Below are 15057 nucleotides of genomic sequence, written 5' to 3'. Positions count from 1 at the left end.
CTGCCGCAGAGCCCTTCGCCATTCGTACCCAGTAAGCATATTGATTTTGTAGGAGATGCTGGTAGCGTTCATTTTCATGATGCAAATGAAGCCGTGGAAGGACGTGCTGAGCGAGCTGGAGGCCGGCTCCGCCGAGCGTGAGTCCGCGCCGGAGCGTCCGCACGACGTGGTCGACCGGCTGCGCGGCACCGGCTTCCTGGCGCTACGGGTGCCGCGTGCTCACGGCGGGGCGGACGCGAGCCTGCGCCGGGTCTTCGAGGCGCTGATCGACGTCGCCCGGGCCGACTCCAACGTGGCCCAGGCCCTGCGCGCGCACTTCGCCTACGTCGAAGGGCTACGGTTCGCCCCGTCCGGCGCCTTCCAAGCCATCACCGACGGCAGTGTGATCGGTAACGCGATCACCGAGCCCACCGGCGCGGCCGCGGGCGATTTTGCCGGCCTGTCGACCGTTTTCACCAGGACCGGCGACGGCTGGACGATCACCGGCACCAAGTTCTACTCCACCGGCACGCTGTACGCCGACCGCGTCTGGGTGTGGGGCGTCACCGAGCAGGGCGTCCCGGCCAGCGCGCTGATCCCGCTGGACCGCCCCGGCATCACGGTCGTCGACGACTGGGACGGTTTCGGCCAGCGTGCCAGCGGCAGCGGCACCACTCACTTCGCGGGTACGCCGGCCACCACGGACGAGGTGGTCGTCGCCGGTTCCGAGCCGCCGCCCCGCCTGGCCATCGGCGCGTTCCTGCAGCTCTGGCTCACCGCCGTGGTGGTGGGCAACCTGGAGGCGGCTAGCAACGACGCGCAGACCCTGTTGCGCGGGCGCCGCCGGGGCATCACCCACGGCACCACCGAGCTGCCGCGCCACGACCCGGTGCTGTTGCAGCAGGTCGGTGACATCGCGAGCAAGGCGTACGCGGCCCGGGTGATCGTCCTGGACGCGGCCTCGCTGCTCGACGACGTCGACGCCCGGCTGCACGCCGGTGAGCTGGACGGGACCGCCGCACAGGAGGCGGGCCGCCGGGTGGCCGAGGCGAAGATCTCGGTCGAGCGCCTGGCCCTGGACGCCGCGACCGCCCTGTTCGAGGTCGGCGGCGCGTCCGCCACCCGCGCGGGCGCGAACCTGGACCGGCACTGGCGCAACATCCGCACGCTCGCCTCGCACAACTCCACCCGGATCAAGGCGCGGGTCATCGGCGACCACGTGATCAACGGTTCCGACCTGCCCGACAACACCTACTTCTGAGCCAGGAGCACCAGTGACCGCCATTGAAGCAGCAGCGTTCGGACCGGACGCGAAGAGTGTCGAGGTCCCCGTGCTCGACTCGTTCCTGCACCACGTCGAGCAGGGCTCGGGCGCGCCGATCGTGTTCCTGCACGGCAGCCCGACCAGCTCGTACCTGTACCGGCACGTCTTCCCGAAGCTGACCGGCAAGGGTCGCCTGCTGGCCCCCGACCTGATCGGTTTCGGCGACTCCGGCCGCCCGGACATCGCCTACGAACTGGCCGACCACGAGCGCTACCTGGACGCCTGGTTCGAGGCCCTCGACCTGCGCGACGTGACCCTGGTGCTGCAGGACTACGGCGCGGCCTTCGGTGTCTCCTGGGCCGCCCGCCACCCCGATCGGGTCCGCGCGGTGCTGCTGGCCGAGCCGGTCATCCGCGACATCGAGTCCGCGGCACTGCCGGCGGCCTTCGTCGGCGCGCAGCAGCTCATCCGTACGCCAGGCGCTGGTGAGAAGTTCGTGGTGGAGGAGAACGGTTTCCTGACCCAGGTCTTTCCCGGCGCGTTCCTGCAGCCGCTCGCGGACGAGGATCTGGCCGTCTACCAGGCGCCGTTCCCGACGCCGGAGTCCCGCGCGCACCTGATCCGGTTCCCGCGCAACCTGCCGATCGACGGTGTCCCCGCCTCCAGCGTGGAGTTCCTGGCCCGGAGCGAACAGTGGCTGAAGACGTCGGCGGACGTCCCGAAGACGCTGCTCACCTACGAGCCCGGCTTCCTGCTCACGCCCACGATCGAGGCCTGGATCCGGGCGAACGTGGCGAACATCGAGGTGCACGCCGGTGGTGCCGCGGTGCACTTCGTGCAGGAGGAGGAGCCGCAGAAGCTGGCCGACGCCGTGCTGGAGCTGATCGAGCGGGCCGGGAAGTGACCGCCGCCCTGATCGCCCGGATCGCCGAGGGCGCCGCCCACCGCGAGGCCGAGGGCATCGCCCCGTTCGAGCAGATCGCCTGGATCAAACAGGCCCGGCTGGGCGCCCACCGGCTGCCGGTCGCCGAGGGTGGTGCCGGTGCGAGTGTGCGGGATCTCTTCGACCTGGTGGTACGCCTGAGCCACGCCGACTCCAACATCGGCCACCTGCTGCGCGCCCACTTCGGCACGGTCGAGGACATCCTGACCTGGCCCGACTCGCCGCGACGGCAGCGCTGGATCGCCCGGGTGGCCGCCGGTGAGCTGTTCGGCAACGGCAACAACGAACTGGGCGCCAAACACGCCGGCGACTACGGCAAGTCGACGACGTTCACGCCGGACGGTGACGAGTACGTGGTCGAGGGCGCCAAGTACTACTCGACCGGCACGCTGTACGCCGACCACACCTTCGTCACTGGCGTCACCGACACCGGCGTCCCGGTGTCCGCCCTGCTGACGCTGGGCGCCGGCGGCATCACCGTGGAGGACGACTGGGACGGTTTCGGCCAGTCCCTGACCGCGACCGGCACCACCCGTTTCGAGGGCGCCCGGGTGACGGCCGGGGAGGTGGCGTTCCCGCCGGAGGACTACGACCGCTGGCACCTCGGGCCGTTCTACCAGCACTACCTGAACGCGGTGGTGGCCGGGAACCTGCGGTCGGTGCTGGACGACGCGGTCGCCCTGATCCGCTCGCGCCGGCGCAGTTTCACCCACGGCTCGGCCGACCTGCCCAAGGACGACCCGGTGCTGCAGGAGGTGGTCGGCGAGATCGCGGCGCTGTCCGCGGCGGCCACCGCGATCGTGCTGGAGACGGCCGACGTGCTGGCCGGGGACGACGTGCACGAGGCCGCGCTGCGCGCCTCCCAGGCCCAGGTGGTCCTGCACGACCTGGGACTGCGCGCGGCCACCGCCTTGTTCGAGGTCGGCGGGGCGTCGGCGGTCAAACGGTCGGCGAACCTGGACCGGCACTGGCGCAACATCCGCACGGTCGTCTCGCACAACCCGGTGCGCTTCAAGAACCGCGCCATCGGTGACCTGCTGGTCAACGGCGAGACCCTGCCCGACAACACCTATTTCTGATACGGAGACCGACCGGCTGTGACGCGCCAACTCCACCTGAACCTGTTCATCCTCGCCTCGGGCCACCACGAGGCGGCCTGGCGGCATCCCGGTTCCACACCGGACCGGATGTTCGACCCCGGGTTCTACACCGAACTGGCGCGTACGGCCGAGGCGGCCGCCTTCGACGCGGTCTTCCTCGCCGACATCCCGAAACTCGACGACAACATCGAGTTCAACTCGGCGGGCCGGCTCGACCCGCTGGTGACCCTGGCGGTCATCGCCGGGGCCACGCGGCGGATCGGGCTGATCGGCACCGCGTCTACCACGTACTCGCATCCCTGGCAGTTGGCCCGCTCCCTGGCCAGCCTGGACCATCTCTCCCGCGGCCGGGCCGGCTGGAACATCGTCACCACCGACTCGCCCGCCGCCGCCCGCAACTTCGGTCTGGACGGGAACCCGGACGCGGCGACCCGCTACGAACGCGCCGACGAATACGTCGACGCCGTGCTGAAGCTGTGGGACAGCTGGGAGGACGACGCGATCCGCCTGGACCGGGTGGCCGGCCGCTACCTCGATCCGGCGCGCATCCACCACCCGGGGATCGACTCCCGGCACGTCCGTGTCCAGGGCGCGCTCACCACCCCGCGCCCGCCGCAGGGCTATCCGGTGCTGGTCCAGGCCGGTTCGTCGAACCACGGCCGGGCCTTCGCCGCCAAGTACGCCGAGGCGATCTTCACCGCCCAGCAGCACATCGACGACGCCCGCGCCTTCTACACCGACATCAAGCGGCAGGCCGCCGGCCGGGGCCGCGACCCGGAACACGTCAAGATCCTGCCCGGTCTGAGCCCGGTGATCGGCGGCACCGAGGAGGAGGCGCTGCGCCTGCAGGCCGAGTTGAACGAGCTGACCGTGCCGGCGTTCGGGCTGATGCAGCTCAAGGACTTCGCCTACGTCGACCTCGATTATCTCGACCTGGACGAGCGGGTGCCGGAGGAGGCCTTCGCCGGTGCGGGGGACGTGACCGACAACCTCAAGAGCCGCACCCAGGTGTACGCCGACATCGTCCGCCGTGAGAAACCCACCCTGCGCGAACTGCTGCACAAACTGGCCGGCGCTCGTGGCCACAAGGTGCTGGCCGGCACCCCCGAGCAGGTCGCCGACCACATCGAAGACTGGTTCACCAGCGGCGCCGCGGACGGTTTCAACGTGATGCCGCCGTCGCTGCCGGCCGGGATCGACGTGTTCGCCGAGACCGTCGTGCCGATCCTGCGTGCACGGGGCCTGTTCCGGGAGGGCTACACCGGTTCGACGTTCCGGGAACACCTCGGCTTGCCGAGACCGGAGAACCAGTACACGCGGTAACTTGGGTGCCGGCGTATCACTGTCAGGCGTGAACCGTGGCTTCCCTGGGCAGAAGGACGGCATGACTAGCGAACCGAACGGGCGGGTGCTGCGGACCGCGCTGGGCCACGACCTCGTGCTCAGCCGGACGTTCCGGGCGCCCCTGGAGGACGTCTGGGCCAGCGTGACCGATTCTGATCGAACAGCCCGGTGGTTCGGCCCGTGGGAGGGCGAGCCGGGGGCAGGTCAGACGATCAAGGTCCGGATGTCGTACGAGGAACAACAGCCGACGATGGAGATGCGCATCGACGCGTGCGAGCCACCCCGCCGCCTGGCCCTGTCCTCCACCGACGAGTCCGGCGACTGGCGGATGGAGCTGCTGCTGGCCCACGCCGACGGCATCACCGAGCTCCAGCTGGTGCACCACCTGGACAGCACCGGCGCGGTAGGCGAGATCGGCCCGGGCTGGGAGTACTACCTCGACATGCTCACCGCGTCCCGGGACAACACCCCCCAGCCGAGTTTCGACGACTACTACCCGGCGATGAAGCCCCACTACGAGGCACTGGTCGGCACCCTGTCCTGAGCCCGTGCTAAATAGATGACCATGCCGGTAGACGGAAGACGAACGGGACCGATTGTTCTTGCCGCGTCCGTTGTCGGGATCCTGCTGGCGGCATGCCAGTCGTCGGTCGAGCCGCAACAGCCCGACACTCGTGCCGTGGATCCCTCGGTTCCGGACGGCAGACTGCTGGAAAGCGTTCTGGTGATCGAGAAGGCACGTGCTTCCGGTGCTCCCGGGTACTCCTACGTGCCCATGACCCAGCCGGCCGGCCTGACCGAAATGTCAGCCGGCCTGCAGACGGGTGTCGTCGCGGACAGCTACACCTTCGGTGACCCGAGTGTGTGGGCCGTTGTGGAGTTCTCCGCGGAGCCGACCGGTACCTGCGAGGGCATTCGTAGTGGCGGCGACGCCGGGCGGTGTGTCCGGCAGGGCGCTGTCGAGACCGGCCGGCCAGGGACGGGATTCGAGAACGTCACGGTGTACTTCACCGATTCCGGTGGGGTCCGATCGGTGAGCAGCGAGTCGCCGCAGATCGCGGTCGCCGGGAAGTTCTGGGCCACCGTCGAGTTCGTCCCGATCGACGAGGCCGGGTGGTTCTCCGACCTGCTGTCACGAGCGAGGTCCGCTCCGAAGATCTGACCCGGAGACCCTGTCCTAGCTGAGGGTGGCGGCCTGCATGTCGACGTTGCCGCAGGTGGGGTGGTAGACGTCGGTGGCTTTCCAGGTCAGGGTCAGTTTGCTGCCGGCGGGGGCCCGGAACTTGATCTCGAAGCGGTTGGTGCTGATCGCCTCCCGGTTCTCCAGGGTTCTGGTCCGGGTCAGGCCGTTCAGGGTCGTGGTCAGCTTGCCGCCGGCCATCCAGACTCCGGCGTAGAGGCGCAGGGTCCGGGTCGCCGGGCCGGCCGGTACCCGGAGGGTGAAACCGGAGCCCTCGCCGCAGGCGTAGACGCCGGTGGGGGTGCGGGCGGCCGCACCGGTCGGGCGGCCGCCGGACCAGGTGAACCGTTGCGGGTTGTTCTCGTAGCGGCCGCGGCTGCCGGTGGTGCCCAGGTCCTCGATCGAGTTTCCGCTGCTCCGCCGGTTGATCGAACTCGGGTCGTCCAGGCCGAAGTGCACCCAGTCCCGGGTGCCCTCGGCGCTCAGGTCGACCAGGGTCGGCACCTGGCCCGCGGAGACGGTCAGGGCCGGTCTGACCGGGGCCGGGTTCGCCTTCGGCGGGCTGGGCGTGGTCGTCGTCGGCACGGGCCGGGCGCTTGTCGCCCCGGTGGACGGGGACGGCGCCGGGCTGGACGGCTCCAGCGAGATGGTCGCCTGGCCGGGCGGCGACAGGGACCAGGTGGCGCTCGGGTCGGCGGGCCACACCGGGCCGGGGGCCGCGGCGGGTAGGGTGGTCGGCTGGTCGCCGCCGGTGTTCTGCACGATGGCGATCACCGTGACGGTGCCCGCGGCTGCTGCCGCGGCCAGCCGCCACCAGCGGCGTCCGGCGCGGTGCCTGCCGATCTCGGCGGCGGTGGCGGCGGCGGCGATGTCGCGGGCGGCGTGGCCGGGGCCGGGCGGCAGGGCCCGTGCGGGTGGCCGGCCGGGCAGGGCGGGCCGGTTGTCTCCGGCGGTGTCGTCGCGGGATGCGAGCCATCCGCCGATCCGTAGTCGGCTCGATCGCTCGGCTTTCCGGTCAGGCACTGTGGCGAACTCCCCACGTTGTCCAAGCGAAGCGCGTCGTCCGGAGATTGGGCAGCTGACGAATCGCGCCTAACATACGGCCTCCGCCGTCGGCTGTCGATCGCTTGTCGCGCGGTTTATTTTTGAACTTTCTTAACAGATGTCTTGACTGCGGGTCTATTGATCTAGTTGAGTCGATGTACCACTCATCCCCCTCGCGCCAGTGCGTACCGAGACGTACGGAAGGTGAAGCATGCCCAGAAAAAGGGTGTTGTCGATCATGGCCACGATCGGTGTCGCGGTGGCCGGGGCCGCCGCCGCGCTCATGCCGATGACCGCGTCGCACGCGGCCGAGGCCTGCGCCGCGGCGTACAGCGGTTCGGCGGTCTACACCGGCGGCCAGCGGGCCTCGTACAGTGGGCACAACTGGACCGCCAAGTGGTGGACCCAGGGCGAGACGCCCAGTACCGGAGGGTCCGGCGTGTGGAGTGACAACGGCTCCTGCGGTGGCGGCACCACCACCCCGCCGCCGTCCGGCAACTGCAACCACCCGAGCTGGGTGGCCGGGCAGTTCTACCCGGCCGGCGCGATCGTGAAGTACACCAACGGGCAGTACTACCAGGCCACCCACGAGAACCCGGGGTACGACCCGGTGATCAGCACCTGGTACTGGTCGCCGTACACCTGTTCCGGGACCACCACCCCGCCGCCCACCGGAAACGGCAGCTTCCCGGTGACCGAGGCGCAGTTCAACCAGATGTTCCCGAACCGGATCGCCTTCTACTCGTACGCCGGTCTGATCGATGCCGTGAAGAAGTTCCCGGCCTTCACCACCACCGGCAGCGACACGGTCAAGCGCCAGGAGGCCGCGGCCTTCCTCGCCAACGTCAACCACGAGTCCGGCGGCCTGGTCTACGTCGAGGAGCTGAACCAGGCGAACTGGCCGCTCTACTGCGACCGCAACCAGCCCTACGGCTGCCCGGCCGGGCAGAGCGCCTACCACGGTCGTGGCCCGATCCAGCTGAGCTGGAACTTCAACTACAAGGCGGCCGGTGACGCGCTCGGCATCGACCTGCTGAACAACCCGGACCGGGTCAAGAACGAGGCGTCGGTGGCCTACCAGACGGCGGTCTGGTACTGGATGACCCAGCGCGGTCCCGGCACCATGACCCCGCACGAGGCGATCGTCAACGGCCGCGGCTTCGGCGAGACCATCCGCAGCATCAACGGCGCCCTGGAGTGCAACGGCGGCAACCCCGCCCAGGTGCAGAGCCGGGTCGACGCGTACAACCGCTTCGCCGGGATCCTGGGTGTGACCCCGGGCGGCAACCTGTACTGCTGACAGCACACGGAATGGGGCCGGCGGATCTTCCGCCGGCCCCATTCCATGTGTCAGGGCTCAGCCGATCAGTTCGGCTGCGGTGTCCAGATCGGTCTGGGTGACCGACGCCGTCGAGCCGAAGATCTGGACGGCCCGGTAGTACGTCAGGGCCAGGGTCCGGCAGGCCGGCCGGACCGCGGGCCGGTAGGTCGAACACTTGCGTTTGAGGTCGCCGTAGAAGGCGTCGTCGATCCGGTCCTTGGCGGCGCCGGTGAAGGCGTCGGCCGCCTTGTGGTTGCGGTAGCCGAAGTCGTGGCGGTGGCAGGAGAGCCGGAAGTCGAAACCCAGCGGCCGGTCGGGGCTGAGCGAGCAGTAGTCGGTGCCCCAGTCGAAGCCGTAGTCGTCCGGGCTCTGCCGGGCCGTGTTCCACCTGTCGTAGGACGCGGCGGTGGTCTGGGTGAGGGAGGCGAGGACGGCGGCCTTCCCGGCGGCTGTCGCGGCGTGGGCGGGGGAGGCCGTCCCGAGAACGACGGCGACAGTGGCGGCCAGAGCGAGAAGTCGGGGGAAACCGGGCATCGAGGGCTCCTTCGGACGGCTCGAGCGCTCAGGCTACCGGCGGGTAGATGAACGATCATTAAGTCCAGAGCCCGATTCCGGCCAATCCGTAAAAAGGGGCGCCCGGCGAGTGCCGGGCGCCCCTGTGATCGTCGGCTAGACGGTGCCCAGCTCCTTCACCGTCTCCGGGGTGATCACGCCCTGGTAGACGTGCACCGCGTCCAGGTCACCGGGGAAGAAGTCGGCGGCCTGGTCGTTCCAGCGGGTCCGGCCCGCCGTGAACGAGCCGCCGGCGTGCCACGGGGTGCCTGTCGACTGCCCCTCACCGGACAGCTCGCCGTTGACGTACAGCGAAATCCTTCCGGTCGTCACGTCGTACGTGGCGGCCAGATGCGTCCAGGTGTTCAGCTGCACACCGGCCGGCGCCTGCGCGACGGTGACCGCCGGGTTCACACTGTCCGATCCGGTCATCACGACCCGCCAGCAGGCGCAGTCCCCGCCACGCTGGAGCATGAACCGTCCGGTGTGGTCACCCTCCTGGCTCAGCACCGTGGCGCTGCGCTGGTCGGCGGTGGTCAGCCGGGCCCACGCCGCGACCGAGAACGACTGGTCGGTACGCAGCAGCGGCTTCGACGTGACGTGGGCGGAGCCGCCGTTGAGCCGTACCGCGCCGATGTCGCCGAAGCTGGGGTGCCCCGGGTAGGTGTAGGCAGCGCCGCCGGTGAGCCGGCCGTCGTTGCCGTGGAAGCTCCAGTCCTTGGCGATCGTGGCGTCGCTGTCGTCCTCGAACTGCCAGTTGGCCGTCATCTCCGGCTGGGCCAGCGCCGATACCTCGGCGTCGTTGACGGCCCGGTTCCACACCCGCACCTCGGCCAGGTCGCCGGCGAACCAGGAGCCGGCGCCCCGGCCGATCCAGGTCGGCACGGTCAGGTCGGCGAACGGGGTGACGTCCGCAGCCGAGGTGTCGGCCGCCCCGTCGACGTAGAGGGTGAGCGACTTCAGTTCGGCGTCGTAGACCGCGGCCAGATGAGTCCACACGCCGGTTCGGGCGACCGTTGACGACTCCGCGTTGTGCCAGACGACGTCGGCTCCGGTGGCCGCCGACGGCATCACGGCCCGCCAGTGGTCACTGGACTGCTGGTACTGGAAGTAGAGCGCGGAGTTCCCGTCGCCACCCCGGGCGATGACGGTGCGGTCGGCGGACTTGTCGGTCAGCCGGGCCCAGGCGCTCACCGTGAAACTGCGGGTGGTGTTGAGGAGCAGTCCGGTGTCGCCGTAGCTGCCGGTCCCGTCGAACCGGGCGGCCTTGCGGCCGGTCAGCCGCCCGTCGGCCCAGGCGACGTCGTGCAGCTTCGCGTGGCTGAGACCGCGGTCGGGGCCGACACCCCAGCCGGTGTCCCGGCCGTCGGTTCCACTGCCCTCACCGAGCTTCCACTCGGCGACGGCGGGCTCGACGGGTGTGGGGTCGTCGACGATCCAGTCCGACGGGTCGGCATCGGCGAGGTACTGCTTGGCGAGCGCCACGTAGAAGAAGTCGCTCGGGAACACCGAGGTGCTGTCCCTCCACAGGTAGTCCTCGTGGATCCGGTCGGACAGGTGGTCACCGTCGACGGAGACCGCCGCGGCGAAGTTGATCACGTCGTCGGCGTACCCCTGGAGCTGGTCCGACCCCGGTGCGGTGCCGGCGATGAACTCGTTGACCAGCTTCCGCGCGGCCTCCTGTACCGGTGTCGCCGGCTTGGCGAACGGCGGCAACGTGGCCACATAGATGCGCAGCCCACCGGTCTTGTTCTGGAGCACGACGCCTGAGGTGTTCGCGTCATCCGTCTTGACCTTGCGCAGCTGGGAGGTCAGCGCGATCAGCTTGGTCTGGACAGCGGTGGCGCACGCGTCGGCGGTGGTGGCGGTGCAGGCCAGTAGATCGCTGGAACCCGCCGAGATCAGCACGGTCCGGACATTGGACTGGTTCAGGATCGCCCGGTCCACGGCGGCGATGGCGTTCTCCGGTGTGACGGCGCCCCCGCTCGGCAGTTGGCCCCGGTTGGCCCACGCACTGCTACCCAGATTGAGTACGCCGAACGGCACGGTCCCGCTGCCGTTCGGCGCCCAGAACAGCTGCTCGGCGATCCGGCTGTCGAGCCGGCCCTCGCCGGTGGCGGTCACGGTGTCGGCGTTGACGGTGTGGTCGCCGTACAGCACCAGGGCGCCGGACGGCTTGTCGGCGGGTGTGGTGACGTCGACACCGGCCAGGAACGGGATCCCGGTGACGGTGGACGTGCTGAAGCCGGTGCCCGCGGTGTCCAGGGTGCGGTCGACGCCGTCCGCGGCGCTGAGGTACACCGGGGTCTTGCCGTCCTGGTGCCCCGGCACCTTGCTGATCTTCCCGCGGACCTTGGCACTGAGCAGCACCACCGCGCGATCGGGCGCGGAGAACGGCACCGGGTCGCTGACGATGTCGGCGCCGGCCGCCAGGGTGATCGACTTCGAGCCGCTGAAACGGAGCGCCACCGGCGCGGAGGCCGCAGCCGCCCCGTCGGCCCGCGGCGCGATGGAGACCGAGTCCAGCGTGATCGGGGTCTTGCCGAGACTGTTGGCCACCCGGATCCGGACCTTCTGGGGACCGCGGGTGCCGATGCTCAGATGCACCGGGACACGGACGGTCTGCTCGTCGAGCGTGGCGTCCACGGTCGGCGCGCCGGGTGTCGGGTACGACTGCACCACGGCGGTGTCCTGGGCCGCGGCCCAGCTACCGACCCAGCGGTCACCGCCGGCTGTCGAGACCTGGCGGATCCCCAGGCCGAGGAGGTGCAGGGCCGGGCGTCCGGCCTGCGCCACGTTGGTGACCAGCGGCAGCGTGATGCCGGAGACGACCGCGCCGGGACAGGCCAGCGGGACGCTGGTGGCGAACATGCTGATCGGGACGGCGCTCCGGGTCGCGGTGCCCTTGTTGGCGGTGGGCGCGGTGAACACCGTCTCGGAGGCCGGGGTGGTCGTCCAGTCGGCGAGCGACTGGAGGGTGAACGACTGGCTCTTCATGCCGCAGCTGGTCTGGGCGTACGTGATCGTGCCGGTGGCGTCCCGGATCGGGCCGTTCGTGGTGAATCCGACGAAGACCACCGCGTTGCCCCGGTTGACCACGCCGGTGGGCGGCACCGTGACGATCTGCCCCGAGGAGAGCATGTTGTCGTTCCGGCCGTCACCGAACGTGGCGGGCAGTTTGATGGGCGCGCCGTTGACATTCACCGTGCCGCCCGGGTTCCAGCCGGCCGCCTTGAGGTGCGCGGCCTCGAAGCTGCTGCCGCCACCGTCGGCGTCGGCCCTGGTCACCGAGGGCGTGGTGCCCTCGGTGAGGGTGCTGATCGCGGTGTTGTTGAGACAGCTGGTGGTGTTGTCGACCGAGCAGGTCGGCACCGGGGCGAGCCGCAGCACGTCGAGGCCGGCCATGTGCCCGCCGGACGCGGCGTTCTTGCCGATCACCGTGAGCGTGATGGTGTGCAGGCCCTTGTGCAGGACGCGGGCGGTACCGCCACTGTCGGCGGCGATCCCGAAGTTGCGGAACGTGACCGAGTTGCGGGCGTTGTACGCGTCGAAGCCCCGCACCAGCGGTGTCTCACTCGTCCAGCCCTTGTCCAAGGTCAGGTTGTAGACGCCGTAGTTGGTCGCGGTCATCAGGCTCGCACCCAACTCGTACACGCCGGCCGCGGGGATGTTGAATTGGAAGACCGCGGAGTCGCCGACCGCGACCCGGCGGGTGGTGTCGATGTCGGCCAGCATGCCTTGCTGTCCGGTGTGGAAGTACCAGCCGGGGTAGCTGGGCTGCGTCTTCAGGAAGCCGCCGGTGCTGGTCAGGGTGGCCGGCGGGACCACTGTCGTGGTGCCGTCGGTGTTGTTCGCGGTCCATCCGGTGACCATGTCGTTGCCGGCCGCATAGAACGGCGACGTGGTGCCGGCGTAGAACGAGTACGTGGTCTGCGGTGACGTCGAACCGCCCTGGTCGACCGCCTTGACGAAGACCCGGTGCGCCCCCGCGGTGCCCGGAGCGAACCGCACCCCCGCGGTGCCGTTGATCACGGCGGTGCCGGTGCCGGCGGCGTTGTCGGCAGTCGCGAAGTAGACCTTCCCGGGGGTGGGTACGGTGGCCGCCGTCCACGCCGTGCCCTTGTTCGCGGCGTAGGTGACGTTCGCGAGGTCACCGTCGAGGGAGAACAGGTAGCCGACCACGTTGTTCGTACGGTCGTTGGCGAACTGGAAGACCCCGGGATCGGTGTACGAGCCGCCCATCATGTCGGGTGGGAACTGGGCGGAGACGACAGGTGGGGCCTTCGGCGCCTCGGTGTCGACGTGGAAGGTCTGGCCCTGTGACCAGACACCACCGTCCAGCCCGGACTCGTTCTTGATCGACGCCCGCCAGGAGTAGGTGCCGTTGCCCAGGGCCGGCGTCACCGTCCAGGCGCTGCCGTTGAGGTTGTAGCCGCTGCCCGGCCCGTATCCGGTGCGGATCTGGGTGCCGGCGTTGTCGAACACCTGGTACGTGATCCGGACGTTCTCCTGGTGGCCGTTCATCTTGGGGCTGTAGCCGTGCGCGGTCAGGGTGGGGGTCCGCGACGTGGTCACGATCCGGCCCTGGTCCACCACCGACGGGGTGACCTGCGGGTTTCCGGTGCCGTTGGTGAACTTCGGTTTGTAGCTGTACCGCACCGACAGCGTCGCGCCGCCGCCGTACCCGAGCTGCTTCCAGTGGTAGGCGTCGTTCATGTTCTTGGCCTCGACCATGAACGTCGCGTTGTTCGACTGGCCGGCGGCCAGCGGCTTGATGAAGCCGAGCACGTTGAAGTTCAGACTGGCCGGGCTGGGGCGCACCTTGCTGGTGCCGCAGTCCAGTTCCTGGGCGTTGACCGTGGACAGCACGCCGGTCTTCTTCAACGGCTCCTTGCCCCAGTACAGGCCGGAGGCGTTCCAGGACGCGATGGCGCCGACCCCGTAGATCACCGACGCGGTGTTGTAGCAGGACGCCGACCAGCGGTGCACCACGTACATGTTGGCTTCGTAGATCTCCGCGCCCTTGATGCCGGCGGTGTTCATCTGGTAGTACGTGCGGGCCCGTTCCCCGCCGCCGCCGGCCCAGTTGTCCCAGCCGACCCGGGCGCTCGTCGCGCCGGTGGTGGAGGTCGAGTTGTACACGTTCCAGCCGTTGCTGGAGATCCGGGCCCACTGCAGCTGCGACTTACTCGGCGAACCCGACCAGTACGGGTCGATGTAGACCGGGAACTTCGTGCTCTTCGCGGTCAGCAGCTTCCGGTCCGGCACCAGGGTCTGCTTGCCGCCGGCGATCCCGACCTGGACCTTCGCCCGGTTCCGGCCCAGACTGCCGGCCGCGATCCGGGCCTCCTGCGGGGTGAGATCGGCGCCGGTGGGCGGGGCGGGCGCGCCCTTCTCCGGGGTGCTGTCCCACATCAGTGCGGTGTCGGTGTGGAAGATCCGCTCACCGGACTTCGTGTCGATCGCCTCGGCCCCACCGTTGGCGGTCTCGGCGAGCTTGACCCCCGTACCGGAAAGTCCGAAATCGATCTTTTGAAGTGCGGGGTCGGCGGCCGCCTCGGGAGTCTTCACGACAAGCATCGACGAGTAGCCGGTCGCGTCCGCGATCACCTGCAGGTCTACGTCGGGCAGCACGTCACGGTAGGTGGCGGTGTCGCCGGAAACGACCGGCGTGGGCAGCTTGCCGGTCCAGGAGAAGGCCAGCTTCCGCTTACCGTCCGACATCGACAGCAGGCTGGTGCCGCCACCGCCGGAGATCGACAGCTCGGTGTTCGCCGCCCGTGGACCGAATGTGCCGTCCTTGCGCTTGACCAGGGTGGTGTCGACGGGCACCCAGGCACCGTCCTGCTTCACCCGCTGCGGGGCGGAGGAGTAGATCGCGGTCAGCGACCCGTCCGGGTTCGCCGACGTCGTCGAGTACTCGTCGGTGAGCGAGGGCACCGGGATCGGATCACCCTCGTCCCGGGCCTTGCCGATCGCCGAGGCGACCGGATCGGCCGGTGCCGGAGTCTTCGGTTCCGCATGAGCCGGCGCCGGCGCGACGACCGTTCCGGCGGTGAGCAATATGGCGACCGCGGATGCCAGAGGCAGGCGGCGCCGATGCGTCCATAGTGACGGCATGATGCCCTTCAAAGGTGTCGGGAAGAACGACATAGTAAGCCGTCGTCAATCGAGACGCGCGCCCCTCCTATTGCATTATCTGATTGACCCCTAAAAATGTCGTGTGAAGTCTCCTGGACAACCTGTCGCCAGTGTTGTATGTGGCGGCATTCTATTTTGGAGAATGGCGCATCCGGTGCAGACGGCGGCCGGGGCCGGACTTACGCTGTG

10 protein-coding genes are annotated in these 15057 nt (G+C 69.5%); 7 read left to right on the top strand and 3 right to left on the bottom strand.

The window, feature by feature from the left end:
* Window positions 1–76 precede the first annotated feature (76 nt).
* From Aco03nite_RS16750 to Aco03nite_RS16725, 6 genes are all read left to right on the top strand, one after another.
* A complete protein-coding gene (locus Aco03nite_RS16750) occupies window positions 77–1240 on the top strand; it encodes an acyl-CoA dehydrogenase family protein (RefSeq protein ID WP_203796274.1) in 1164 nt (387 codons plus the stop codon).
* A gap of 13 nt (window positions 1241–1253) precedes the next feature.
* Window positions 1254–2147, top strand: a complete 894-nt coding sequence (locus Aco03nite_RS16745) for a haloalkane dehalogenase (protein ID WP_203796272.1) — start codon at window positions 1254–1256, stop codon at window positions 2145–2147.
* Window positions 2144–3265 carry an acyl-CoA dehydrogenase family protein gene (locus Aco03nite_RS16740; protein WP_203796270.1) on the top strand — a complete coding sequence of 374 codons (1122 nt, stop codon included), beginning with the start codon at window positions 2144–2146 and terminating at the stop codon, window positions 3263–3265. Before Aco03nite_RS16745 ends, Aco03nite_RS16740 begins: the two co-directional genes overlap by 4 nt.
* Before the next feature lie 18 nt (window positions 3266–3283).
* On the top strand, window positions 3284–4609 hold the full coding sequence (locus Aco03nite_RS16735; protein ID WP_203796268.1) for an LLM class flavin-dependent oxidoreductase: 1326 nt from the start codon (window positions 3284–3286) through the stop codon (window positions 4607–4609).
* Between the two features lie 61 nt (window positions 4610–4670).
* Complete coding sequence (locus tag Aco03nite_RS16730; RefSeq protein ID WP_203796266.1) at window positions 4671–5174, top strand: SRPBCC family protein; 504 nt, start codon at window positions 4671–4673, stop codon at window positions 5172–5174.
* Window positions 5175–5309: 135 nt separating this feature from the next.
* Window positions 5310–5792: a hypothetical protein gene (locus Aco03nite_RS16725; protein ID WP_203796264.1), complete on the top strand. Its 483-nt coding sequence runs from the start codon at window positions 5310–5312 to the stop codon at window positions 5790–5792.
* Window positions 5793–5807: 15 nt separating this feature from the next.
* On the opposite strand, the gene Aco03nite_RS16720 is transcribed toward Aco03nite_RS16725, so the two are convergent.
* The gene (locus tag Aco03nite_RS16720) at window positions 5808–6833 is read right to left on the bottom strand and encodes a hypothetical protein (protein ID WP_203796262.1); all 1026 of its coding nucleotides are present in this window, start codon (window positions 6831–6833) and stop codon (window positions 5808–5810) included.
* A gap of 232 nt (window positions 6834–7065) precedes the next feature.
* Between Aco03nite_RS16720 and Aco03nite_RS16715 the strand changes: the two genes are divergently transcribed.
* Window positions 7066–8154 (top strand): glycoside hydrolase family 19 protein, encoded by a 1089-nt coding sequence (locus Aco03nite_RS16715; RefSeq protein ID WP_203796260.1) that lies wholly within the window; start codon window positions 7066–7068, stop codon window positions 8152–8154.
* 57 nt (window positions 8155–8211) lie between these two features.
* Here Aco03nite_RS16715 and Aco03nite_RS16710 read toward each other — a convergent pair whose 3' ends face one another.
* On the bottom strand, window positions 8212–8709 hold the full coding sequence (locus tag Aco03nite_RS16710; protein ID WP_203796258.1) for a phospholipase: 498 nt from the start codon (window positions 8707–8709) through the stop codon (window positions 8212–8214).
* A 135-nt stretch (window positions 8710–8844) separates the two neighbouring features.
* Window positions 8845–14847 carry a LamG-like jellyroll fold domain-containing protein gene (locus Aco03nite_RS16705; RefSeq protein WP_203796256.1) on the bottom strand — a complete coding sequence of 2001 codons (6003 nt, stop codon included), beginning with the start codon at window positions 14845–14847 and terminating at the stop codon, window positions 8845–8847.
* Between the last annotated feature and the right edge of the window lie 210 nt (window positions 14848–15057).

Origin of the sequence: Actinoplanes couchii, assembly GCF_016862075.1 — a bacterium.
GTDB classification, from domain to species: Bacteria; Actinomycetota; Actinomycetes; order Mycobacteriales; family Micromonosporaceae; genus Actinoplanes; species Actinoplanes couchii.
This window is presented reverse-complemented; position numbering and strand designations above follow the sequence as displayed.